This window comes from Burkholderia sp. ABCPW 11 (assembly GCF_001523445.1).
GTDB lineage: Bacteria > Pseudomonadota > Gammaproteobacteria > Burkholderiales > Burkholderiaceae > Burkholderia.
Genome location: NZ_LOVM01000024.1, coordinates 39782 through 64278, shown reverse-complemented (window position 1 = coordinate 64278; position 24497 = coordinate 39782). Strand labels below are relative to the sequence as shown.

The 24497-nt window shown below is 62.2% G+C and carries 16 protein-coding genes and 4 pseudogenes; 7 read left to right on the top strand and 13 right to left on the bottom strand.

Annotated features, from left to right (window positions below; genetic code table 11):
• Positions 1–77: 77 nt before the first annotated feature.
• Positions 78–500: pseudogene (locus WS61_RS09095) on the bottom strand (transposase); the annotation flags it as partial.
• 7 nt (positions 501–507) lie between these two features.
• On the opposite strand from WS61_RS09095, the pseudogene WS61_RS32975 reads away from it, so the two are divergent.
• Positions 508–660, top strand: a pseudogene (locus tag WS61_RS32975) (cell division protein); the annotation flags it as partial.
• Positions 661–841: 181 nt separating this feature from the next.
• Here WS61_RS32975 and WS61_RS09085 read toward each other — a convergent pair.
• The 12 genes and pseudogenes from WS61_RS09085 to WS61_RS36055 form a co-directional block, all read right to left on the bottom strand.
• The gene (locus WS61_RS09085) at positions 842–1825 is read right to left on the bottom strand and encodes a fimbrial protein (protein ID WP_257127219.1); all 984 of its coding nucleotides are present in this window, start codon (positions 1823–1825) and stop codon (positions 842–844) included.
• Positions 1826–1876: 51 nt separating this feature from the next.
• Positions 1877–4522 (bottom strand): fimbria/pilus outer membrane usher protein, encoded by a 2646-nt coding sequence (locus WS61_RS09080; protein ID WP_059500164.1) that lies wholly within the window; start codon positions 4520–4522, stop codon positions 1877–1879.
• Between the two features lie 89 nt (positions 4523–4611).
• Positions 4612–5361 carry a fimbria/pilus periplasmic chaperone gene (locus WS61_RS09075; RefSeq protein WP_059500163.1) on the bottom strand — a complete coding sequence of 250 codons (750 nt, stop codon included), beginning with the start codon at positions 5359–5361 and terminating at the stop codon, positions 4612–4614.
• A 108-nt stretch (positions 5362–5469) separates the two neighbouring features.
• Positions 5470–6054, bottom strand: a complete 585-nt coding sequence (locus WS61_RS09070; RefSeq protein WP_059500162.1) for a fimbrial protein — start codon at positions 6052–6054, stop codon at positions 5470–5472.
• 955 nt (positions 6055–7009) lie between these two features.
• Positions 7010–10069, bottom strand: a complete 3060-nt coding sequence (locus tag WS61_RS09065) for a hybrid sensor histidine kinase/response regulator (RefSeq protein ID WP_059500161.1) — start codon at positions 10067–10069, stop codon at positions 7010–7012.
• Between the two features lie 69 nt (positions 10070–10138).
• Positions 10139–10810 carry a response regulator gene (locus WS61_RS09060; protein WP_059500160.1) on the bottom strand — a complete coding sequence of 224 codons (672 nt, stop codon included), beginning with the start codon at positions 10808–10810 and terminating at the stop codon, positions 10139–10141.
• 351 nt (positions 10811–11161) lie between these two features.
• A complete protein-coding gene (locus WS61_RS09055; RefSeq protein WP_179949667.1) occupies positions 11162–11350 on the bottom strand; it encodes a hypothetical protein in 189 nt (62 codons plus the stop codon).
• A 119-nt stretch (positions 11351–11469) separates the two neighbouring features.
• Positions 11470–14547, bottom strand: coding sequence for an ATP-binding protein (locus WS61_RS09050; RefSeq protein ID WP_059500158.1), 3078 nt, complete (start codon positions 14545–14547; stop codon positions 11470–11472).
• Positions 14548–15160: 613 nt separating this feature from the next.
• Entirely contained in the window at positions 15161–15607 is a 447-nt protein-coding gene (locus WS61_RS09045; protein ID WP_373557114.1) for a GNAT family N-acetyltransferase, read from the bottom strand.
• A pseudogene (locus tag WS61_RS09040) lies at positions 15576–17156 on the bottom strand (IS66 family transposase). Before WS61_RS09040 ends, WS61_RS09045 begins: the two are co-directional and overlap by 32 nt.
• A gap of 31 nt (positions 17157–17187) precedes the next feature.
• A complete protein-coding gene (gene tnpB, locus WS61_RS09035) occupies positions 17188–17538 on the bottom strand; it encodes an IS66 family insertion sequence element accessory protein TnpB (RefSeq protein WP_059500157.1) in 351 nt (116 codons plus the stop codon).
• Positions 17514–17987 (bottom strand): annotated as a pseudogene (locus WS61_RS36055) (transposase). The gene tnpB and the pseudogene WS61_RS36055 overlap by 25 nt, the downstream one beginning before the upstream one ends.
• Positions 17988–18164: 177 nt before the next feature.
• Between WS61_RS36055 and WS61_RS09030 the strand changes: the two are divergent.
• The 6 genes from WS61_RS09030 to WS61_RS09010 all read left to right on the top strand — a co-directional run bounded on the left by WS61_RS09030 (position 18165) and on the right by WS61_RS09010 (position 24483).
• On the top strand, positions 18165–19034 hold the full coding sequence (locus WS61_RS09030) for a CHC2 zinc finger domain-containing protein (protein WP_095211648.1): 870 nt from the start codon (positions 18165–18167) through the stop codon (positions 19032–19034).
• A gap of 449 nt (positions 19035–19483) precedes the next feature.
• Positions 19484–20131: a lytic transglycosylase domain-containing protein gene (locus WS61_RS32960; protein ID WP_095211647.1), complete on the top strand. Its 648-nt coding sequence runs from the start codon at positions 19484–19486 to the stop codon at positions 20129–20131.
• Between the two features lie 19 nt (positions 20132–20150).
• Entirely contained in the window at positions 20151–20510 is a 360-nt protein-coding gene (locus WS61_RS09025) for a TrbC/VirB2 family protein (protein ID WP_059500155.1), read from the top strand.
• A 19-nt stretch (positions 20511–20529) separates the two neighbouring features.
• Positions 20530–20850, top strand: a complete 321-nt coding sequence (locus WS61_RS09020) for a type IV secretion system protein VirB3 (protein ID WP_059500154.1) — start codon at positions 20530–20532, stop codon at positions 20848–20850.
• Position 20851: 1 nt separating this feature from the next.
• Positions 20852–23332 carry a VirB4 family type IV secretion/conjugal transfer ATPase gene (locus WS61_RS09015; protein WP_059500153.1) on the top strand — a complete coding sequence of 827 codons (2481 nt, stop codon included), beginning with the start codon at positions 20852–20854 and terminating at the stop codon, positions 23330–23332.
• Positions 23329–24483, top strand: a complete 1155-nt coding sequence (locus WS61_RS09010) for a type IV secretion system protein (RefSeq protein WP_059500152.1) — start codon at positions 23329–23331, stop codon at positions 24481–24483. Before WS61_RS09015 ends, WS61_RS09010 begins: the two co-directional genes overlap by 4 nt.
• Positions 24484–24497 lie beyond the last annotated feature (14 nt).

The following is a 24497-nucleotide window of genomic DNA, read 5'->3' as shown; positions in this document are numbered from 1 at the left end:
TACGGGCTACACCCTTCGCGCCAATGCGCGCCAGCATGAAAAACCAACCACTGTCAGATTTAGTCTAGTCCACCGCAGATGATGGCGAGCACGCGGATGCTGTACCAGGCGCGCAGTTGCCGCCGACGTTCGGGCTTCCACTTTGCGCTGCGCGCCTCGGCCGCGAACAGCTTGCCAATCAGCACGACGAAGCGCGTAGCCAGCAGATCCGACGAACGTGCCGCCTTCGGCACCGACTCCTCGGCCTTGATGAAGCCACGGCGCACGTGTGCCCAGCACCCGAGATGCACGAGTTGGTGATCGTGGGCGATGCCATTGTAGAGTTCATATCCATCCGTCATCAGCACTGTGCCAGGCTGCACGCCGGCATAGAGCTTCTGCGCATGTTGGGCACCGCGTCCCGGCGAGTGCGAGAACATCCGCACAGGCGGCCCCGAACCGTTGACCTGCGACCAGAGATAGCTCTTTGCCTGCGGCCTTCGTCCCGGTTCTTTCAGTACGGAAGCGATTCATCCGAGTTTGTGGAAGGCGTCGCAACTGCCCAGTTCCGGCACGCGCGGCGTCGACACTGGCCATCCGGCATTGACCGTCAAGCTGCCCGGCGGCGGCTGGCCGGCTGGCGCGCTGGTCGAGCCGCTCGCGCAGCAGGCCGGCATCGGCGTCGCGACAATGGCACTACTACCCGTCTGTCACGGCACGCTGGCGGATTCGCACCAGGTTCGACGCTACTGTACGCGCACCTCGGCCGTGTGCCGGCGTTGAATGCGTACGGCTTCATCTTTCAGGACGGTTGAAGCGCCGCACGATGCACCGGCTCATGCACACGCCGTGGCGACACGTATTATTGATAGTCGAGCAACACGATCATCGCGCCGTTCACCGTCCCCGGCGTGACTGTCGCTTTTGTCTGCATGTACGACGCTCGCATCGGAATCGCATAGGAGCCGCCGGTGTCCTTGACATAGGCGTCGAGCTTGATCGAAGTACCGAAGTTTGCCGCCACGCCTTGAGCATCCGTGACTTGAATATTGACCCCGCTCGCGGTGGAACCGGCGCCGAGCGGTAGCATGCCTGGCGAACCCGCCACCATGCCGCCGACCGGGTTTAGCATGTAGCCGATTCGGTTGTATCCCTTCGGGCAATTATTGAGCTCGAGCCTGAAGCTTTGCATGCCAAGCGTCGTGCCGACGGCACCGAATTTATTTAGCACGGCATCCGGTAGCCTTACGGTCTGGTTTGGCACCGAGCAGGTACCGTCGATCGCCGTGATCTTTCCGGTTTTTGACAGAAAGATGTGCGTGTAGCCCCCCGCATTCTCCAGTGTTTCAATCGAGAAATACCACGGAGAGGCCGCGCTCGTCCCATTGAACGAACCATTCTGGACCGGCCGGCCGTTTCCCAGCAGTTGAACCTCGATCGGTTGACTGAATTCCACCCGGGGCCAAAAGCTTGAATTCGAGGCGTACGCCTGGCCATTGATCAGCAACCGGGCCGCGATACCTTGGATGTTCGTCGAAATGATCGGCCCCGACCCGAGACTTCCGCCATTGGGATAGTTAGAAAGCGCAGTCATCGTGCACTTCGCCTGACCGCACACCTGCGCTGGCGAAATGTAGTAGCGGGACATCACAGTGCCGTTCGGCAGATTCTTTGGCAAGGACATATTTTGTCCGAACGCATTGACCTCGATAGTGGCTCCAGTCGCCGACAGCGATATCGTCATACCGATCGTGGCGACCGCCAGCGCGACGACGGGACCAGCGCACCTGCCGCCTGCCGTCCCGGCCGCGGTTCCAACGTACTTCATGATTTCGAGCAGCCTCATCAAGCCTTTCCTGAGCATGAATGAATTCCTTTTCCAAATGAGCGGCGCGCGTCACGGTTGCGGTGCGACACCGTCGCTCGACACCATCGGCGTACCATGTGCGTTCGGGACCGCGACGCACGGTGAATCGATCCCCTGCGGCGACTGAAGCCGGGCCGTGCGCTTTCGCACCGGCAGCGAATACGACAGCTTGCAGAAGGTCTTTCTGCCATCCACTTCCCATTGCGCCGTCAACTCGCCCTGCTCGGACAAGCCGCGTGCAAGCAGCTTGCCGCCCTGTCCGATCACACCGACCTCCTTACCCGCCTCGTCCGTAACACCAGCGCCGAACGGCACCGACGAACCGTCCATCTGCCGCGCGCGAATCACCGCCGAACGGCCGTACGCGGTCTTGAACTTCAGCACCGGCACGGCACCCGCCAGCGGCGCCACGCGTTGGCTCGTTTCCTTCAGTTCGACGTCGGTCGACAACCCTTTCGGGTCAATGCCGACATCGTTGAGCGAATATGGCGTCAAATACGGGACGATCGCGTAGCCTCGCCCGTCGACACGCACGCCTGACGCATTGGTAATCCGTGCACCTTCCGCATGCGGCGCCTCGACGATCGCGAACGTTTCCGACAACGGCTGCGACAGCGTGACGCCGCCGCGATGGGCGACCAGCGCGCCGCGTGCACTGACCGAGAACTGCTGATAATCCGCGCTCGCTCCGACACTGCCGCCCAGTTCCGCGGACGAGCCGCGATACATGACGTTCGCGCCGCCGTCCGTCTGCGTGTTGCCGGAACTCCTGCCGTGGTTGACGTTCACCCCGTACGAGATATTGCTGTCTTCGCCGATCGAGCCGAACAAACTCGTATTGAGCTGTGTCGCGCCGCGCGTATCGCGGCTGAAGTTCGTCGCCAGCGTCGCCGGCCGCGTGCGGCCCAGCGGAACCGACAAGCTCGCGTAGAGCAGCGTGCTCGACTTGCCGTCGGCGTCGCGCTGCCGCGACGCCGACACGCTGTAGGCCACGTTGCGAAACGAATTGCTGTAGCCGACTGTGTAGTCGATATCCGAGCCAGAGCGATTCCAGTAGGTCGACGCCGACGCGGTCATGTTCAGGTTGCCGCCTCGCTCCCCGAACTGCTGGCTCAGCGTCAGCGATGCGCGGTTGCGCTGTCGATAGAGACTCGTCGAGCCGATATTGACCTTTGCCTGGTCGCGCGCACGCATCGCATCGTTCAGCCCGAAGAAGCCGTTCGTCGAATAGCGATACGCGGCGATCGCGATGTTCGTGCCGGTCGCCTCGACCGCTTTCGCGTAGCTGATGCGAAAGCTCTGGCCTGAGCGGGTCTGCTCGTTCGGCACGCGCGTCGTGGCGTGCGTCACGTCGGCCCCGAACGCGCCCAACGACGTGTTCAGCACGCCGCCCGCCACGGCAGACAGATACCCCTCGGCAACCGTCACGCCGCCGTAGCCGGTCAGCGTGTTCGTGAAGCCGCGCTGCCACGTCGCCTGTGCGAACACCGGCGTCGTATAGTCCAGATTGCGCACGGCACCGGCCGTGAAACTGTAGCGGTTCTGCCCAGGACGCAGCGCCAGCGGCACCGAGGCGAACGGCACCGAAAACGTATGCACGGAACCGTCCGCCTCCGTCACGGCGACGAGCAGGTCACCGCCGTAGCCGGTCGGATACAGATCGTCGATCACGAACCCGCCCGGCGCGACCGTCGTCTCGTACAGCTTGACGCCGTTCTGCGTGATCGTCACCTTCGCGTTCGAATTGGCGACCCCGCGCACGACAGGCGCATAGCCGCGCTGCGACTCTGGCAGCATCCGGTCGTCGCTGTACAGCCGCACGCCGCGGAACGACGTCGAATCGAAGAGGTCGCCGGAGGTATAAGTGTCGCCGACGACCAATTGCGACGCCCAGTCGACGAGATCGCGCTGTACGTATGTCGCGACGTCCACATAGCGTCGGTTGCCACGATCATCCCAGTTGAACGAGCCGCTGTGCCGAAAGTGCCAGCGGCCGTAGTTGAAGCCGCCGTCGACGCCCAGATAGCCCTGCGTGCTGCCCTTCGCGCCGTTCGCGCGCGAGTGGTACGCGTTGAAGTTGTAGCCGAGCATGCCGACCGGAACGCCGGCGCTCCATTGATCCGGACTGACGTAGCCGCGCGCGCTTCGGCGCATCGAGATCTGCGGGACGCTCAGGTCGAGCCGCTGTTCGTTGAAATCGAAGCTGACCGACGCTTCGGGAATGGCCTGACCGAGGCGCATGCACGCGCCTTCCACGTCGAGCGTCGTGCGAATGTCCTGCGGAAGCCTCGGAACGTCGACGCCGATCCGGTCGAGCAACGCTTTGTCGAAACACGGCTGTGCGTCCGGCGTGTTCGGCGCGGCCTTGAAATGCACTTCGCTACGGCCGACCCAATTGCCGTCTACGTAGATATCCGGACTGTAGGTACCGGCACGGACCACGTTGCCGCGCCCATAACGCGACACGTCGATCGCGCCGCTGCCGTTGTTCAGGATGCCGCCTTCGAATTCAACCTGCGCAAACTCCGTCTGCGCAACCTGGATCGCTTGCTCTTTGCCTCCCTCGGCGCGCGCCTCTACCCACCCCCCTGCGATGATCGCGAGAAGCAGTGCACTGATCAGCTTCAGTCTCGGTGGACTGTCCGCCCGTGCGCATGGATTTCGCCTCTCAATCATTCATCTGCTCCCGTAGCTGGTTGGAATCGAATACGTGAATCGGGCGGGTCGAAAGTTGCCGCCTTGTCAGCGCACGCTGCGCCGCGATCTCATCTGGAAACGGTCGCTTGGTTCGCGTGGCTCGCGCCCCAATCGTCCATGCTGCTGTACACGACCGTGCCCGCAGTGATGTCCGAACCGGTCGCGCCGTTGATCGGAAATGTGGCCGTCTCGCCGGGCCGCACGTACCCGACACCTGCCTCGAAAGTCTTGTTATTTGCCCGCAACGCGACACCGGACAGATTGACGACATACGCCGTCGGATTAGTCGCCCGAAGCACGGCCCGATGTTCGGCGTCGGCTGCGATGGCCCACTTCAATTGCGCCGGCGCGTCCGATGCATTGCCCGGCAGATCGTGAGGCCGGTACATCAGCTTCACCCGCGTACGAAACGCGAGCTGCAGGTGATTCTGGGTATCGCTTCCCGATGCCTTCGGCGGCACGTCGAGCACGTTCAGCCAGAACAGCGACTCCTTGTCGGCCGGCAACGGCTCGCCCGTATGGATGATCCGGAGCGTCTGCCCCTTGCCGGCCTCGATACGAAAGATCGACGGCGTGATCACGAACGGCACGTCGATGCTGTCCGGCGACGCCTTCACGTCACCCTTGTCGAGCCAGGTCTGAACGAGTGCCGGCAACTTCCCGTCATTGGTCAGTCGGATCGTGACTTCCTTGTCGCCCGCATCGAATACGATTCGCGTGCCGGACAAGGTCACGCTTGCATTCGCGCTCATGCAGAGCAGCATGGACATCAGGAAAATCAGGAAGCGGAACGGCTGATTGATATCTATCTTCGGCATCGGATTCTATTTGCAGTACGAAGTAATATGGGATCATGAACATGCCTAATCTTCTCGTGCGCCGGCCGCCTTCCGGCAGCCGGCGCCTTCACTCAACGCATCGAGTACTTAGGGATAGGTCAGCGAGTACGTAACGAACGAATTCGCGGAACCGCCAGTCACCTCGCCGGTCGCCACGTACTGGGCGGCGAACTGCAGCGTGGCGGTACCCGTGCCGCCTTCCGCGGTGTCGATATCAACGATCTGCACGCCTTGGGTCGAGCTTTCCGCACCGATCTTGATCGGTTGGTACTTGTCGTTCAGGATGCCAATTTCGACATTGCCGGCCGCATCCGCGCCCGTCGGCTTCAGACGACCTGTTGCCAAGTTCACGTTCGCCCCCGGTTCGAACGCCACCGACACCTTCTTCACCGGCGCCGGGATCACCGTGTTTGCCGCATCTTTCTTGTCGGTGGTACAACCCGACAGCGACAGCGTGAACGGCGTACTGCCGGCAGTGGCGCCCGCGGCGCTGAGCTGGTTGGTCGACACCTTCGGCAGCGGAACCGTCAGGTCGTTCGTCCCGCCGTTGATCTTGCAGGTCGACGCGACCACGGCCCCCGTGAAATTGATGGTGCCGTCCGACGCGTGAGCTGCATTCATTGCGACGGACGCCAGACCGGCAACAGACATCAGCAATACGATTTTCTTCATTTCAATTTACCCGATAATAAAAACAACCACCAAAATATCGCGACAATTCACTTCGCGCCGCACATCAAAATCACTCAGATATATTTGCGATCGCCTCCTGCCGTCAATTACCCATCTAAATGTAATTATCAAAACATCACAAAGCCATTGAAAACAATCGAGCCAATTTCAGCCGTCACACCGGGATGCGACACAAACCTGACGATTCGTCGCTATCCTTCGAGCTGAACCTTTCACGCATCGTCGCTATCTTTGCTGCACACCTGTCGCACCGACCAAAAAATTTTACGAGTTTCCGGACAGGCAATTCGAGTGCAAAACCCGATCAGCCAGCTTTCATGAGGCGACCGATTAAATTCGAATCAGATTTCGCCGCTGCTATGCTGAACCGGTATCCTCTTTATCAGAGTCGCTCGATCAAGCAGACTTGGAAACGTTGATGTTCAATATTCAAACTGTTGCTTGAGGAACATAGTGCAATTCCGACCAGCAGAATTTTCTATGATTTGCGTCAGACCGGAAATAGGACGACTTCGACAGTACGGTCATAAGTACCAGGACGAGTACGAAAATTGGCGGGCAGATGTTAAGTTGTTGATTTATAAAGATTTTTATCCTGCCCGCGATGGCGCCGGCAACCGCGAACCCTGGAGGCATCGGACACAGCGCTCAAGCACGGCAGCCGCCATGCGACGCGTTGCATTCGTGCATGCGCTGAAACGGGATAGGTCCAACACGTAGCGGCATCCGACGCATCTCGCGGAAAACGCGTGCAGACACGTGTCAATGCGCGTCGAAATCAAGGCGGAGATGGGACGAGCCGGCATCCAGCCCTATGGCCGTGGGCCAACGCTTGGACGCAGCATCGCACCACCTTCAGAGCAATGCGGCGCAAAGGAAAACACCTGCGATTGCGCGTCACCGGTCTACCCCGGCGCGCTCGGTCACTCGAGCGTCAGTCGGCGTCGCGCGATTCGCGTTTGCCGGCCCCAGACAGCCGTTTCAGCGCGCACTTGATCTCGGCTTCGAGCGTGGGCCAAGCCACCTTCATCGCATCGATGCCGCCCTCGGTCACGGCCCGTTCGGCCTGCGCGCACGCATCGCTCGCGTCGACATCGCCTGTGAGCGCAAAACCGCCGCGCATCGAATGCAACTCGACTTTCACCTGGTCGACATCGCCGCTCGACAGCGCATCGCCGATCACCGCCAGCGAATGCAGCGTTGCGTTGCGCAATGTCTCGCGAATCTCGTCCGATATCACAGGCCGCAAGTCGCCTGGCGCGTCCTCGTCCGCAGGCACACCACTCGCCGCGCCTGCGCCTGCATCTGCACGATCGAGCGCCGTATGCCGGTGCAGCACCGCGTCGAGCGCCGAGATGGACAGCGGCTTGAGCACGACCTCCGCGACGCCGACCTGCGCGCATCGCCGCCGGTCCTCTTCGGTCGCGTGTGCGGTCATCGCGATCACCGGCACCTTCGCGCCCTGCTCGCGCAGGAAGTTGGCGAGCGCGAAACCGTCGAGTTCGGGCATGCCGAGATCGGTGAGCACGACGTCGAACGGCTGCGTGAAGAACGCGCGCATCGCCTCGATACCGTTCGTGACCAGCGTCGCGTCCCAGTGCAGCGCGTCGAGCTGATCCCGCAATAGCGCGCGACTCGCCGGATGATCTTCCGCCACCAGCACGCGCAGCGGCGGTGCCGCATCGTCGCGAGGCCGCTCGAAACCGGCCGGTGCCGTGTTGTCCCGCTCGTCCAACGCCGCACGCCAGCCCGGCAGCGCGTCCGCCAGCGGCAGCGTCGCCGTGAATGTCGTGCCTTCGTCGGGACGGCTTTCGACTGCCAGCTCGCCCTGCATCAGGCGCGCGATGCGCCGGCACAGCGGCAATCCGAGCCCCGTGCCGCCGAAACGGCGATAGATCGACGGGTCGGTCTGGATATACACGTCGAACAAGGTCGGCAGGCTTTCCGCCGGAATGCCGATTCCCGTATCGCGCACGGCGATCTCGATGCAGCGCGTACCGTCCGCGCAAGCGCCGGGGCCGGCTTCGATCGTCACGCCGCCCTGCCTGGTGAACTTGATCGCGTTGCTGACGAGATTCGACACGAGCTGGCGCACGCGCGTCGGGTCGCCTACATAGCCGTCGGCCAGTTCCGGCGCGATCCGGCATTCGAGCGTCAGATGCTTCGCATCCGCGAGCGGGCGGAAGATCGCCGCGACATCGCGCAGCACGGCGCGCAGGTCGAACGCAATGGCTTCGAGCGCCATCTGATTGGATTCGACCTTCGACAGGTCGAGCACGTCGTTGATCATGCGCAGCAAGGCATCCGACGACGACATGACCGTCTGCAGGCGTCGCCGTTGGTCGGCCGGTAGTTGCGCGCGTTCCATCAGCTCGAGATTGCCGACGATCGCGTTCAGCGGCGTGCGGATCTCGTGGCTCATCGTCGCGAGAAAAGTCGACTTCGCCTTGTTCGCATCGTCCGCCGCCTCGCGCGCCTCGCGCAGCGTATGCTCGACCTGCTTGCTCGCGGTAATGTCGGTGAGCGTGCAGAGCAGCACATCGACGCCGCGATAGCGGGTACGGACGATATGTGCGGCGAGGTAGGTCGTGCCGCCGCCGGCAAGCTCGACCGACAGCTCGTGCGTCAAAACGCGCGGGGCCCGGCCGCCCGCGATACCGTCTCGATAGGCCTGCCAGATACGCTTGCCGAGCGACGGGGCCGCGCCGGTATCGCCGTATGCCTGGGCGGCGTCGTTGCGCGCCATCGTGTCGCCGTTGGCGAGCGACAGCAGCATGATTCCGGCCGGCGCCGTGCGAATCAGCGTGCGGTTCAGCGCGTCGCTCTCGATCAGCCGGATCGCACGACGGTTCGCGGGACGCAACGCACGACGGTCGAACAGCACGATCGCGCACCACATCAGCACGATCGCAACCAGCGCCGTGCCGGCCGTGGCGCCCACAGGCACGGCGATCGCCGTGACGATGCTGCGCCACGAGAATGTCCCCATCAGCACCAGGTCGGATTCCGGCATGCGATCGCTGACCACGAAACGGGCGTCAACGCGATGCGCGGCCACCTGATCGCCGACCGGCTCGCGCGCGTGATCGAGCGCCTGCCGGATCAGCCTCGAATCGGGCTGGGTACCGGCCAGCACGTTGCCGCCGCTCCCCACCAGCGCATACGCCTCGTCGATCGCCCGCGTCGCCAGCATGTCGTCGATCCGCGCGCGGCCGTTGATGATGACCCATGCAACCGGCTTCCCGTCGGCGTCGTATAGCAGCCGGACGAAGCGCAGCACCCGGCGCCCCAGCAGCGGATCGACCCGGCTCTCGAGTACGATGCCGTCCTGGGCCGTCATGCCCGGCGTCGCCGGCACGATAGGCGCGCGCGAAGGCAGCAGTTCGCCGATCAGGAGTTCCAGCGAATGGCCCGCCGGCAACGCGAGCGCCCGTTCGACGAGCGTGGGGTCGAACACGCCGAGCATGTCGCCGTACAGACTGACCAGGTAACCGGACAAGTCGACATCGACGGGAGCCTGCGATGCAATCGCATTGAATTGCTGCACGATCAGGGCGAGGTACGGCGAATACAGGCGGGCCGGGTTTTCCGGCGACAGATTGGCCAGCCCGACGGCCGCGGCCTGGCCGGAACGGTAGCGAACGATCTTGCCTCGACCGGCGACGAATTCCCGCATTACGTCCGAAGACGCCCGCGTGTCGGCGCGCCACAGGGCCTGGGACTGATTCACGTATTGACCGAGCAGCAGCTTCGTCGAACGCAGTTCGGCATGCAGCTCGGCCTCGCGTCTCAGAAACGTCCCGCGCATCTGCGTGAAATAGTCCAGCACTTCGAGCCGCACGACGAGCGCCGCGCACACCAGGATGAACACGGTGATCGCCGCGCCGCTGCCATACAGCAACGATTGCTGCTGGCGCCGAACCCGTTCCGGATCGAATGGCTTGCGACTCGGCGCGGTGGCATGGGCGACGAGTCTTTTCAGTTTTTCAGGCATGTTGTCGGAATCTCGTCTGTCCCGCGCGGGGCGATGCGCGATCGATGGCCGCTCGCCGCGACACTTGCGCTAGGTCTGCGGCGGCCCGTCGCCGTTCGACACATCCGCGATCTTGCCCTCGCTGGCATAGCGGATCAGGTCCGCATCGCGGACGATGCCAAGCTTCTTCATCGCGCTGGACTTTTGCGAACTGATCGTCTGCTTGCTCCGATGAAGCTGAACGGCGATCTCGCCGACCGTCAGGCCGGCGCCGTACAGCCGCACGACCTCGATTTCGCGGGCCGTCAACGCGCGTGTGCCCGCCGACGTCTCGGTGCCCTCGAGCAATTGCTTGAAGAACGGCGACAGATAATTCGCGCCGATATAAGCGGCGTGAACCGCCCCCACCAGATGCGAAATCGCGTCGGATTTGCTGAGGATGCATCCGACGCCCTGCCGCTGAATCGCATGCAGCACGCTCGGATTGTCGATCATCGTGATCGTCACCAGATGAAGCGCCGGATAGCGACGCTGCAGAAACGACAACAACGCGAGACCGTCGCCGTACTTGCCGCCCGGCATCACGTAGTCGACGACGAGCACATCGCTCTGCTGTTCGTCGAGCATCGCCACCAGGTCGGTCGAATTCGAGACAGTGCCAAGCAGCTTGATCGTGCTGCTGCCCGCGAGTGCCTGCGACATCCCGAGTGCGGACGCAGGATGATCGTCCGCCACCATCACTCGCACAAAAAATTCATCCATCTCTATTCTTCTCCCGATACACACGGCCCGACGTGCCACGTTGTGCGACGCGCCGGAATTCGAATCGATCTCGCAACACGGTCGCGTCGTGAGGTTCGGCAAACCGGGCGGTACGCAGCGCATTTTAAGATAATAGCCGGAGTCCGCATCGCCGCGATGCAATCGGGTGTGACCACCTGCACCGCCCCATCCGCGCCCAGGGTCGATACAACCGCCGGCGCGCCGGCTCTTCGACCCGACATGGCATTGCGACGACAGGCACTACGTCGACCCGACGCCCACGCCCGCCCGATCGGCGGCGCCCGCGACGCCACCGATCCATCCCGTCCTGCAACGCGGCCGTGTCGCTGCCTAACGTTTGACCACGGATTTGTCAGGTTTGCCCGACCCGTCGTCCGCGACGTGCTGCCATTCGGTGATGGCCCGCCGTCTCTGCGACGGCGACATCATCATGAATTCGTTCAGCCTCGTGAGGAAATCCCGTCGGGATTTCTCCGGCAGCGTCGCGAATCCAAGCAGCAGCCCGAACACCTTTCCCATATTTCGCACAGCCTTACCCTTCCTTCTTCAGTTGAAATCACGCGGCACCGGAGCGATGCGGCGTGTCTGCCTTCCCCGTTTGACGCCGGCGGTCTGCGCCGCCGTGACGTCCCGTTCTCTTATCTTCCCGGCCAATGCGCCGCTGCTGCGGCCATCGCGCCCGATGCCTGCCGCTCATCCGCCGCACCGGCAGGAAAGTCGATCCCGCGCCGTCGCGCGATGCGTGCGAGACCGCGACGCAGATCGGCCAGCGTCACCGGCTTGGTCAACACGCATTCGACCTTCGATGCCGCGTAACGCCGCGCGTCGTCGGGCGCGAGGTGCGATGCCACGACGATCATGTCGCACGCGAGCCCGCGCGCACGGACGGCTTCCGCCAGTTCGCGGGCCGGCATGTCGGGCAGGTCGGCGCCGAGCAGCAGCACGTCCCACGAACCGTCCGCGAGCGTATCGATCGCCGTGCCGCCGGACGCCACGCACCGGACCACGCAGCCGAGCACGTCCAACTGCTCGCGGAAAAGCGACCCGTTGACGGATGCATCGTCGGCGATCAGCACCCGCGGCGCTCGTATGCCGGTGCCAGGTGCCGCCGGCGCGCCCGCATCGGTGGCGCGGTGCGGCCCGCGCCTCGACTTGGCAATGGCGGCACGCGCCTGCGCGATCGCCGTATGCAGCCCGTTCAGCGAATAGCTCGACACGCGGATCGTACGGCCCGCGACGGCCGGCTGCAGCGGGCCGTCCGGCGTCGCCAGTACGACCGGCGTGCCGCCGCCCAGACTGTCGAGCTCCTCCCGCCGCCATTGGTCGGAGTCGCCGAAGAGCACGATCGCGTGAGCACGCGCGAGGCACCCGGCGGCAATTCCGATCGGACTCGGATGCATCGCGACGTCGAAACCCCACGCACGCAGATGCGGAAAGGCGAATGCGCGCCACGCATCCTCCGGCGACACGACGATCAGCGTCCGGCCCGCGCCGAAGCCGGCCCCGCTTGTAGGCGCGATGTCCATGCGCAGCGGCAAACGCACGGTAAACAGGCTGCCGACACCCGGCGCGCTGTCGACGGAAATCGTCCCGCCCATCGCCGCGACCAGCCGATCACACAGCGCGAGCCCGAGGCCCGTGCCGCCGTAGCGCCGCGTGATCGACGCGTCGACCTGCGAGAACGGCTTGAACAGCCTGGCTTGCTGCGCGAGCTCGATGCCGATGCCCGTATCCTCGATACCGATCGCGAGTTCGGGCACGCCGCGCACGTTCCGCCCAACCGCGACGCGCGTGACGACGCGGCCCTCGCCCGTGAACTTGATCGCGTTGCTCAACAGGTTGTCGACCACCTGCGCGAGCCGCGTCGGGTCGCCGCGCATCCGCTGAGCGCCGCTCGCGCCGATATCGGCGAACAACGGCAAACCTTTCGCCTTTGCAACCGACGCGAATGCCGCCAGCTCGCGCTCGATCACCGCGATCACGTCGAACTCGATCGATTCGACCGACATCGCGCCGGCTTCGATCTTCGAGAAATCGAGAATGTCGCTGACGATCGCAAGCAAGCCCTGAGCCGACGCGCGCAGCGTCTGCACACGGCTCTGCTGCGATGCATCGAGCGCCGTGCGTTCGAGCAACTCGAGGTTGCCGAGAATCACGTTCAGCGGCGTGCGAATTTCATGGCTCGTCGCGGCGAGAAACGACGACTTGGCCGCATTCGCGGAATCGGCCGCGCGCACGGCCTCCTCGAGCTGATGCACGAGCCGGCGCTGCGCGGTCGTATCGGCGAAGGCCGCGATCAGCACGTCCTCGCCCTGGTAACGCGCGCCGTGCGCGATGATCTCCAGATGCAGCGGCGCGTCGCCGTGCTCGTCGAGCACGAGCTCGTTCATCATCGTCCCGCCGGAGCCGCCGTTCGCGACGAACGTGTCGTACTGGTCGAGCAGTTGCGTGCACAGCGCATGGTGATCGCCGCCGTGCGGGCGCAGCATTTGCGTCAGCGCGTCGCTCGCGAGCATCACGCGCCGGTCGGACAGCGACACCAGAGCGATGCCGACCGGCGCCATCGCGATCACGTTGCGGCACAGCGCCTCGCTGTCGAACACGCGCGCCGAACGCGCGTAGACCGGCACCAGCACACGCCGGTGAAATCGCACGAGCAGCAACCACATCACCGCAATCGCGACGAGCGTCGCCCCCATCAGCGCACCGGCCTGCACGCCGATGCCGGCCGCGACGTCCGCCCATGAAAGCGCGTAGGCGATGGTCCAGCCGGTTGTCGCGAGCCGGCTGCGGAACACGATCGCGCCGTCGCGAAAGAGCGGCTCGCCGGACGCCTGGCTACCCTGCGCGACGTCGAGCTTGAGCAGGCGCTCGGTCAGCGTGCCGGTGCGCTCGACGCCGGGATCGATCGCGATCAGCCGGTTGTCCTGCGACGCGATGAAGAACGCACCGGCCAACCCGCGGCCGGGCAGCCACGACAGCAGGTATTCCGGTGCGTATTCGGTCACCAGCACCGCGAACGGCTGGCCGCCGGCGCGCGCTTCGGCGGCGATCCGCACGCGCATCTGACCGGTGACGGGATTCACGTAGGGCGGCAGCCAGCGGACGTTCGGCCGACCGTCGTTCGCCGCCGGCGGCTGCCCGTCGAAATCGACGCGCAGCGCCGCGAGCACGTGCGCTCGCGCATCGGCCGATGCGAGCACGGGATTGTCGCGCGCCAGATGCGGCACGAGGCCGAACATGCCCGTGCGCGTGCTGTAGTGGTAGCCCTCGAGCGTGCGCCCGCGATTGATCGAGCTCGCCGCGCAGATGCGCGACAGCATGAACGACAGGGCGAGATAGCGCGCGACCTCGTCGCGCTGCGCGGTTTGCCCCGGCACGCCGACCACGAGCGACGGATACGGCTTGATCGCGAACTGCTGGTCGTTCGCGAAAAACGTATTCACGACGTCGGCAGGCGCCGCGCCGATCTCGCGCCAGATGAGTTGCGTGTTCGTGACGCCGTTGCGGAACGATGTCTCGGCCACCTGCACCTCGTCGACGGTCTCCTCCACGCCGTTCAGGAAATTGCGCCGCTCGCCGTCCAGATAGCCGTAGACGATCGACGTGATCCCGAGCCCGCAGGCGATCAGGATCAGGATCGTGACGACGATGCCGCCCCCGAACACCGAAATGCTCTGGTAGCGGCGAATGGACTGAAGCGTGGTGTATGGCATGGGTCGGCGTGACGTCTCCGGCAAGGCGGCCTGGCGGCGAATTCGCCGCCGGGCCGGGCGTCACGATGGAAACATTTGGGAAAGTGATATCCCGATCATGCCAAACGACGCTGCGAAAATCAGTCTTGCATTATCCTTTTAGTACGCGTCTGATTTGTTTTAAAACTTGTTTTGAACTCGAACGAATCATCGTGTTGCATTTTCGTTGCAAGCGTTGGCCGGCCGGGCCGGCGGCGTAGCCGATCGCGGCGGACCGACGTGTAAATGAAACACCACCGGCAAGCCGGCGGCAAAAGAGGCGCGCATGGGAGACGTGACGCACCTGAGGCACTCGATTCGATGCGTACGGGCAGCGCACCGACACATCACCAATCGAAAACCGGCCGGCGCACGCAGCACCGGCCCGGGACGTCAGTTGACCTGGAGCTGGCCGCCGTCGAACCGTATCGCTATCTGGTTTGACTCTTCACCAGGTTACCGCTCGCTGCAACCGCCGACGACTACGCCGCTCTCGTGCCATGGAGCATGCCTGCGGTCCTCAACCTCTGAGGGATGTCGTTAAAAGACCGCATACTCTGGATCAACCGTAAGCGGTCAGGTAATGACACCACTCCTATGAATGGGGTTTCTTGGAGAGTCGCTGGCCGTCCCTCAGGAAACCATGGCGCTCGTAGAAGTGGTGAGCAGCCTGTCGGTGGTCTCCGCTCGTCACTTCCAACTTTACACATCCGACCTGCCTAAACCAGTGTTCTGCAGCGTCAATCAGCGCGCTACCAACTCTGTTTCCCCGATATCGCTCGTCGACGACCATGCTAGTTATGCGTCCGAGACTGCCCGCCACGTGGAACAACGGTAGGGCGTGAAGGCTGATACTCCCGATGACTTGTTCTCGCATGGATGCAACAATGATTTTGTCCATCGGGCTCGGACGCATCGCTTCAATCTTCTCGAGGGTTAACGCCGGAGTTGTCTGGTAGCCGAGTTGCTGCAGCAAGAGCGCGATTGCTGCGTGATCCGATGATCGCGCTTCACGGATGAGAATGTCCGATGACTTCAGCACGTACAGTCCTCCAAGGTAAAAGATCTTCGTAGTCGCTGAGAGTCGCGGCTTCCGGTAATGCCCTAAACAGCGAGACCAGATAGCGATACGGATCGATGCTGTTCGCCTTGCACGTTTCGACGAGGGAGTACAGGTTAGCACTGGCCTACGCGCCAGCGACAGTATCGGAGAGCAGCCAGCCCTTGCGGCCGACGACGAACGGACGGATCGCGTTCTCACACAGGTTGTTCGAGATCGGCCAGTTGCCGTTACCGACGTATCGGACCAGCTTGGGCCACTGTCCGCTCATGTACTGCAGCGCCTTGCCGAGCAGACTCGACGGCACGACGGTGGGTAGATGTTCGACCAGCATGTATTCGACCTTGGCGAGCACGCGGGCGCTGTATCGGGCGCGCAGTCGCTGCCGGCGCTCAGGCTTCCACTTCGCGCTGCGCGCCTCGGCCGCGAACAGCTTGCCGATCAGCACGACGAAGCGCGTAGCCAGCAGATCCGACGAACGTGCCGCCTTCGGCACCGACTCCTCGGCCTTGATGAAGCCACGGCGCACGTGTGCCCAGCACCCGAGATGCACGAGTTGGTGATCGTGGGCGATGCCATTGTAGAGTTCATATCCATCCGTCATCAGCACTGTGCCAGGCTGCACGCCGGCATAGAGCTTCTGCGCATGTTGGGCACCGCGTCCCGGCGAGTACGAGAACATCCGCACAGGCGGCCCCGAACCGTTGACCTACGCCCAGAGATAGCTTTTTGCCTGCGGCCTTCGTCCCGGTTCTTTCAGTACCTGGAACGCTGTCTCGTCACCGTAGATAAGATCCGATTCGAGCAGCGCGTCGCGCATCAGGTTGATCACCAGTTGCGTGGTGAGCCCCACCCGGACCACGCTGGCGGCCAGCGTGTTCGACGAGATGTCGCCGCCGAAGCGACGCAGCAGCGTGGCCTGGCGATACAGCGGCATACCGTACTGGTACTTGCCGGTGATGATCCACGCCAGCGCGGATTCCGTGAGCAACCCGCGAGGAATGATGCGCGCCGGTGCCGGCGTAACCTTGATGCCGAGGTCGCAGCACGGGCACGCGTACTTGACACGCTGGTGCTGAACGACGCGCACCTGTTCGGGAATCACGTCGAGCTGTTCGCTCGTTTCCACGCCGATCTCCACGAGGACATGGCCGTCATGCGCGCAGAATCGTTCGGACTCGGGCAGTTCGTGCCGTACGGCTTCGCGCGGCAGGTTCGGATCGAGTGGTTTGCGCCCGCGCTTGCCTCGCGTGTGGGCGGCGACCGACGTACCGGGCACGTCCTCGCGCGCAGGCGCATCGGTAGCCGTCGCCAGCGCCTCGGCTTCGTTGAACAGACCGAGCTAGTCGGCATGGCGCGCTTCGCTCGAGGCGCCGAACAGTTCGTGCTTGTAGGCCCGCAGCTTCTCTTCGGCCAGATCGCGCTGAGCCGTCACGAGCCGAAGCTCACCGCGCAGCGCATCGCGTTCGACGCTCGCGGCAATCAGCGCCTCGTAATGCTCGGCGCTCAACATGACGGGATTGTTCGGCATGGCCGATTAGACCATGTCACCCGCGTGGTGTTCAGCTCATCCGCGCGTAAAATCGCTGGGGATGCTTCTGGATCACGGCCAGGTCGATTCCGTCGAGCAGCCAATGCAACTGCTCAACGCTGAGCGTAATCGTGTCGCCTCCGGTCGGCCAGACGAAGCGGTCAGCTTCGAGTCGCTTGAGCAGCAACCAGAAGCCGTTGCCGCCCCAGCCGAGAATCTTGATGCGATCGCGATGGCGGTTGCCGAAGACGAACAGCGCTGAGGTCATGGGGTTCAGGCGCATCGCTTGTTCGACCAGGATCGACAGCCCGTTGATGCCCATGCGGAAGTCGACGGGATCGCGATGCAGGTAGACCTTCAGCGCTTCGTCGAACCGGAACACGGCAACCTCCCCAGCATCTGGACGACCGTCGTCAATTCATCAAGACTCGCCTTCCCAAGATCGAATTCGACTCCATTGGGCAAACGCACGTTCAGCGAGAGCGTTCTACCGCAATCGGCCGGAATCGGTGTCGGTGACGAGACGATTTGCACGAAGGCAGACTAGGGTGGTTCCGATACCGTTGGCAACTCCGGTGACGTTTCGCGTGACCGGGCATTTGCCGGCGCGACCAGCTCAGCTTGATCTTGCTTGCGTTGGTACTGGGTGATCCACGTCCGCACTAGGTTTGGATTGATCCCATACTCCATGGCCGTTCGAGCTATCGAGACACCAGGCTTCAGGCACGCCTGGATCAACTCACGCTTCGCGGCTTCATCGTATTTGCGTCGGCCATCACGCTTACGATCAACGACCAGCCGGTCCCGCAAACCTTCCTCTTGTTCATTCATGTACACGTGTCCACGCTCGATCAACATGGACAGGTAGCCTCTGCGATTCAGCCTCGCGACGAAAGGGTGTCGTTCATTGATCGCTTACCGTCGAAGGATACTCGTATAACGAGTACTCATCAGCGCGGTTTTATTGTGATTGCCCTCTTGACAGGGTTTTAGCGAAAGGACGGATTCATGCCTCGTATCCCGGATGCTGAGCTGGAGCGGTTGAAGTCGGAAGTGTCGGTGGAGCAACTGGTGCGCACGCACGGGATCGAGCTGAATAAATCGGGGAAGGACTGGCGCGGTCGGTACCCGTTCCACGCGGACGACACGCCGTCGCTGGTGGTGACGCCGGCCAAGAATCTGTGGCATTGCTTCGGCTGCGGCGCAGGCGGCGGCCCGGTGGACTGGGAGATGAAGGCCAACGGCGTGTCGTTCCGGCATGCGGCGCAATTGCTGCGCGAGGGGATTCCTGCCTTAGCTGCCGAACCGGGCGTCAAACACACGACGGTGCGGGCGTTGCCGTCGCCGGTGACGGCGGAATCGGACGATGTTGAGCTGCTGGCGCAGGTGGTCGACTACTACCACCTGACGCTGAAGGGCGACGCGGAGGCGCTGGCGTATCTGGAGAAACGGGGCATCGCGGCGGCGGTTGCTCCCTTCCGGTTGGGCTACGCGAATCGGACCTTGGGCCTTCGACTGCCGCTGAAAAACCGCGAGGCGGGTGAAGCAATCCGCACGCGCCTGCAGGCGATCGGCGTGATTCGCGAGAGCGGCCACGAGCACTTGAACGGCTGCGTGGTGTTCCCGTGGTTCGACGCGGCGGGCGCGGTGGCGGGCCTGTACGGTCGCAAGGTTCGCGACAACCTGCGCCCCGGCACCGCGTACCACCTGTACCTGCCGGGCCCGCATCGGGGCGTGTTCAACGCGGCCGGGCTGGCGGGGCAGACGGAGGTGATCCTGTGCGAGGCGATCATCGACGCGCTGACGTTCTGGTGCGCGGGCTACCGGAACGTGACGGCGTCGTTCGGCGCGGAAGGGTTCTCGGTCTCGCGTAGCTGACCATAAAGTGTCGTACCACCGGTTGATCTATTGCGATAGAGATAATGCGTGCGTGTCGAGCCGCCATGTGGAGGACTACTTTCGTGTTGGCTGGCGACCACGCATGCCCGATTCGGCGGTCGCTGCCCATGAAAAGATGGTTCGGGTACATAGCGGGAAAGCCCGCCAGTCTCTACTACTCTCGGCATTGAGCACAACGTCTCGATTCGACGGGAGAAACCGTCGACAAGACGGATTTGGGCTCTTGCCAGCCACTGCATAAATTCCCTCCTGTTCCCACCACGGTTCGCGTACGACTCAGGACTGAGGTGGCGTGCGACTCATAACACGAACGAGCTGCTGGCTATGTACCGCCGCGATCGCGGCAGCTTCAGTGGCTGTGGTGAAACCGTTTTCGGTGACATGTCGAAATAGTCGAGAGATTTCGGCCGAACAATAGAGAGCGATCGATGATGGCCCATGACCTTATGGCGCTGGCTCAGCAATGTGCACCTGCCGTCGCACCACCGACGCTAGCCGCTATTGTGCGCGTCGAATCCGGATTCAATCCGTACGCAATCGGCATTGTCCACGGCCGTCTGGCAAGACAACCGCGGCGCCAGGATGAAGCAATTGCCACGGTCAACGCGCTTGAGGCAACCGGATGGAACTATAGTGCGGGGCTCACGCAAATCAATCGAGCGAACTGGTCTCGCTATGGGCTGACGGCATCAAACGTGTTCAATGTCTGCCAAAACTTGGCCGCTGGCGCGACGATTCTAAGCGAGTGCTTCGCACGTGCACGTGTTGTCTACTCGGACCCTCAGCAGGCACTGCGCGCAGCGTTGTCATGCTATGAAGGCGGCGACTTTATCACCGGCCTCCGAACCGGATACGTCCGACGTGTGGTGACAGCTGCAAACGCTATCCAAGCCATCGTGCCCACTCCCACTTCAGAGGCAAAGCCGATTCCGGTGATCCCCGTGCGTCCCGTAGCTTCACAACGGGAGATTAGATCACGGTTTTCACCGGCATCTTCTGCGCTGCAGAACCCGGAAGACAGGACGGTGCGCGGTCAGCGAGATGGCGAGCCCGCAACCGATGCTGTGATCTTCTGAACGAAAGAGGTGATAGAAGATGAGACGGGATAATGCTAAAAATTTAGTAATACTACTAAATAATAGTCTATTAAAGATCTCCGATATATTATGCAGAACAATTTCTCTTTTTCCTCTTCGAGTTTTAGTGGCCAGTGCGCTTGTCATGACGACTGTGCCAGCAAGCGCACAGCTTACTCAGGTTAGCACCTTGCTGATTACGATCCAGAATACGTTGCTCGGCGTCGGTGGGGTGGTGTGTTCGATTTCGATCATCTGGGCAGGTTTCAAGATGATGTTTCAACATGCCCGGTTTGGTGATATTGCACACGTCTTTATCGGCGGTCTATTCGTCGGCTGTGCGACGGTGATCGCCGGCATGCTGATTCCGACGAGCTGATGTGTGCACGGAGTGATCAATGGACGCACTCGCGGACCCCATCTTCAAAGGTTGCACCCGGCCTGCAATGCTATGGGGGGTACCGCTCGTGCCGCTTTTGATCGTCCTCGGCGGCGTGCTGATTCCTGCAGTGTGGGTATTGATCGCCAGTCCACCCGCGGGCGTTGGGCTCGTGCTGCTGATCATTCCAGTATTCGCGACGATGCGAATGATCTCGCGCCAGGACGATCAGCGGCTCGCCCAGCGTCTGTTGCGTATCAGGATGAAGTTGCGTCAGCGCAATTGTTCGTTCTGGGGCGCTCACGCATATGGGCCTATCCGATTCAAACGCAGAGGCTGATATGAATATGCGATCAACGCTGGCTGCAGTCGCGCAACGCGAAGTGGTACTTGCCGACTTTATTCCGTTTTCCTCGCACGTCACAGACCGGGTTATTCGTACGTGCGAGGGCGACTACGTGCAAATCTGGAAAATCCCCGGCATCGCGTTCGAAGCGGTCGATCCGGCAGAGATCCTTACACGCCACATTGGATTCAATCAGCTCGTACGTAACCTTCCTGGCGGCCACATCGCGCTTTGGACACATCGGCTACGGCGGCGCACCGCAGATCGCTTCGAGACATCGTACTCCAATCGGTTTTGTCAGGAGTTGGCTGAGCGCTACTACGCGAGCTTTTCCGGATACCGAATGATGGTCAACGAGCTGTATCTGAGCGTGGTTTACCGACCACATCGCACGACACTGGGGCGGGCATTTAGCCGTGTGGCCCGTCGTACGCTCGACGATATTCGTCGCGACCAGCAGGACGCGTTGCGAGCCATGGAAGATATCGCCTCGCAGATGGAATCGGGTTTAAAACCCTGGGCCCCTGTCGCATTGGGTGTGGTTGTGCGTCCCGATCCATTGACGGGGCGGCCACGCTGTTACTCGACCGCGCTCGAGATGCTGGGCTATCTCGTCAATGCAACGTGGGAAGTGGTGCCGGTGCCGGCCGGTCCAATCTACGAAGCGCTGCCGACCTCTCGGCTGCTGTTTCAGCGGGAGAAGCTTGAAATCCGTATGCCTGCGCAAACCCGATACGCGGCCGTGCTCGATTTGAAGGATTATCCGGAGCAGACCGAACCAGGAATGCTCAACGGATTGCTGTATGGAGAATTCGAATATATCGAAACGCAAAGCTTCACTGTTCTCGATCGTCCAAGTGCCAAGGAGACGCTCGAGCGTCAGCGCAATCAACTTGTCGCTGGCGACGACGTGGCCGTCTCCCAAATTGAAGCGATGGATCGTGCATTAAACGACCTTGTGAACGGTGACTTTGTGCTAGGCGAGTATCACTACACGTTGGCTGTAATGGGCGACTCGTTAAACGACGTGGTCCGCCATGTCGCGCAAGCACGGACGTCGCTGGCCGACGCCGGTTTCCAAAGCGCACTTGTCGATCTGGTGGCCGACGCCGCATGGTTCGCGCAGTGGCCGGGCAATTGGCGATATCGGCCGCGGGATGCGAAGCTCACTTCGCGCAATTTCTGTGCAATGGCCAGTCTGCATAATTTCGCAACCGGAAAGCGCAATGGCAATCCGTGGGGCGAGGCCATCACAATCGTGAAGACGCCCAGTGGCCAACCGCTCTATCTGAACTTTCACGCGACGCTTGAGAAGACCGACGCCATCGACGAGAAGGCTTTGGCCAATACGCAGATCATCGGTCGTGCCGGCGCAGGTAAAACGGTGCTCGAACTATTCTTGCTCGCCATGGCGACGAAGTATGGCGTAACCGCCGTGCTCTACGACAAGGATCGCGGTGCCGAGATCGGCATTCGTGCAATGGGCGGTAAATATACGGTCTTTCGTCGGGGAGAGCCGACCGGTGTGAATCCGTTCCAGCTTGAACCGGACGAGGTTACGCGCGATTTTTGGGAACGTCTCGTATGCAAGCTCGTCGATAGCGGCTCTGCGCTGTCAGCCAAGGAGGAGCTCGACATTTCCCGCGCCGTCCAGCAGGTCGCGCGCATGGAGCGCTCGTTGCGACGATTGTCGATGGTCCGACAACTTTTACCGAACGTTGGCGAAAACAGTCTGCATGCGCGACTTGCTAAATGGTGTGCCGGTGGACGTCTCGGCTGGTTGCTCGACAATCCAGTGGACCGGATTGATTTTCACAGCCATAGTCTCCTCGGATTTGACGATACGGAGCTTCTCGACGATCCCGAAGCGTCCACACCCCTCACGATGGTGTTGCTCCATCTGACCGAGCGCTTGATGGACGGACGGCGCTTTATCTACGTGATGACGGAGTTCTGGAAGCGGCTACGCGATCCGGTTTTTAGAGAATTTGCAAACGACAAGCAAAAGACGATTCGCAAACTAAATGGTCTGGGTATATTCGACACGCAGTCGCCCGCGGATGTACTCAATAGTCCTATTGCCCGCGCACTTGTCGAGCAAACAGCCACATTCTTCTTTCTACCGAACCCTACAGCTGACTACGACGACTACGTGCATGGGTTTAAGCTTTCCGAAGCCGAATTCAACATCGTGCGGCGCATGGGCGAACACAGCCGGCTATTTCTGGTTAAGCAAGGCCATCGTTCGGCAGTCGGGCGGCTGGATTTAACCGGTTTGGGTGACGTGCTCGACGTACTGTCTGGTACGACGGATAACGTTGCATTGCTTGATGCGATTCGAGCCGATGTGGGTGAGTTACCTGAAGCATGGCTGCCGCACTTCCATGATGCAGTGGCCGCGCGCCGAGCGCGATCAAGTTCGCTTGGAACAGATCATGTGAACACCGTGGTAGGCCCTGAGCGAGGTGCGCGATGAACGGGCTTTTCAGTGCGGTGGGCGGCACGCTCGAAAATGGTATGCAAACGTATGTGACAGACGCATCGTCGGCGCTTTCCTCCGCGCTTGTACCAGTGGCGACAACTGGGGTGACGATCTGGATTCTCGCGTTTGGCATGGCCGTGGTTCGCGGCGAGGCCCATGAACCGGTCCCTGCGTTCGCCTGGCGAGGCACGAAAGTCGCAATCACACTCGCATTTGCACTGGGCACAGGTCTTTATCAGTCGCATGTTGTCACCTCCGTGAGCGGGGCCACTACCGGCGTTGCTCAGGCAATTCAAACCGCGGCAGTCAACGCTGGTGCCGGCAACGCGGGGTGCGCGGCTCTCGTGCAAGCAAGCGCATCAGACACAAGTGCGGCCGGCATCTACCGCACGCTTGATTGCTATGACCGGCAGCTTAACCTCGTGGTTGACGCCTATTTCGATAAGGCAACCCACGAGGGGTTGAGTATGAGTGGCATTGTCGCAGGCATCGGTGACCTGGCCTGCGGTCTGGTAGCTGCGTTCGGCGGGGCGATTTTCCTGATGGTGTTGGCCGTCGAAGTTCTCATGGCGCGCATGCTGCTTGATCTCGTGCTTGCGCTCGGACCCGCATTTATCGCGTGCGCTGCATTTGGCCCGACCGCGCGCTTTTTTGAGGCTTGGACGGCCAAGGTGGTGAACTATGCGCTGCTTCAGATATTGGTCGCAGCGTTCCTGGGGCTCGCGCTTGCCGCATTCTCCGCCAATCTCGCGCCATTTCATGTGACGACGGTACCGCCCGAGACTTCTGCTGATGCGCTTGCGGCAGCCGCGCGCGAGGCACTGGAGGCGAGCGCGCCATGGGCGGCGGCATTTGGCATGTTCGTGACGTCCGTACTACTGGCCATGATCGGCTGGCAACTGCCGGCCGTCGCCTCTGGGCTTGCAGGAGGCGCGACCCTTTCCGGTTTTGGCGCCTTCGTCGCGGGATACGCGTCCCGGCAGATGAGCGGCGCACTCGTGTCCGGACTGCGTGCCTTGCCCCGAAGTGCATCGTCGGGTGCCCGGACAAGTGAGGCCGGCGCGCTTGCTAGCACAACCGGGGCCGTGCGAGCTCCAGCGTATCAGCGCGCCGCACGTGCTCATCTCGATCAAACCGAGGATTGACGAGGGGTTCAAAC

Coding starts and splice junctions, on each gene's coding strand:
- WS61_RS09065 (WP_059500161.1), bottom strand. CDS start 10,069: ATGCCTGAAAAACTGAAAAGACTCGTCGCCCATGCCACCGCGCCGAGT.
- WS61_RS32960 (WP_095211647.1), top strand. CDS start 19,484: ATGATGGCCCATGACCTTATGGCGCTGGCTCAGCAATGTGCACCTGCC.
- WS61_RS09050 (WP_059500158.1), bottom strand. CDS start 14,547: ATGCCATACACCACGCTTCAGTCCATTCGCCGCTACCAGAGCATTTCG.
- WS61_RS09015 (WP_059500153.1), top strand. CDS start 20,852: ATGAATATGCGATCAACGCTGGCTGCAGTCGCGCAACGCGAAGTGGTA.
- WS61_RS09085 (WP_257127219.1), bottom strand. CDS start 1,825: ATGAGGCTGCTCGAAATCATGAAGTACGTTGGAACCGCGGCCGGGACG.
- WS61_RS09030 (WP_095211648.1), top strand. CDS start 18,165: ATGCCTCGTATCCCGGATGCTGAGCTGGAGCGGTTGAAGTCGGAAGTG.
- WS61_RS09025 (WP_059500155.1), top strand. CDS start 20,151: ATGAGACGGGATAATGCTAAAAATTTAGTAATACTACTAAATAATAGT.
- WS61_RS09075 (WP_059500163.1), bottom strand. CDS start 5,361: ATGCCGAAGATAGATATCAATCAGCCGTTCCGCTTCCTGATTTTCCTG.
- WS61_RS09070 (WP_059500162.1), bottom strand. CDS start 6,054: ATGAAGAAAATCGTATTGCTGATGTCTGTTGCCGGTCTGGCGTCCGTC.
- WS61_RS09055 (WP_179949667.1), bottom strand. CDS start 11,350: ATGGGAAAGGTGTTCGGGCTGCTGCTTGGATTCGCGACGCTGCCGGAG.
- WS61_RS09010 (WP_059500152.1), top strand. CDS start 23,329: ATGAACGGGCTTTTCAGTGCGGTGGGCGGCACGCTCGAAAATGGTATG.
- WS61_RS09060 (WP_059500160.1), bottom strand. CDS start 10,810: ATGGATGAATTTTTTGTGCGAGTGATGGTGGCGGACGATCATCCTGCG.
- WS61_RS09020 (WP_059500154.1), top strand. CDS start 20,530: ATGGACGCACTCGCGGACCCCATCTTCAAAGGTTGCACCCGGCCTGCA.
- WS61_RS09080 (WP_059500164.1), bottom strand. CDS start 4,522: ATGATTGAGAGGCGAAATCCATGCGCACGGGCGGACAGTCCACCGAGA.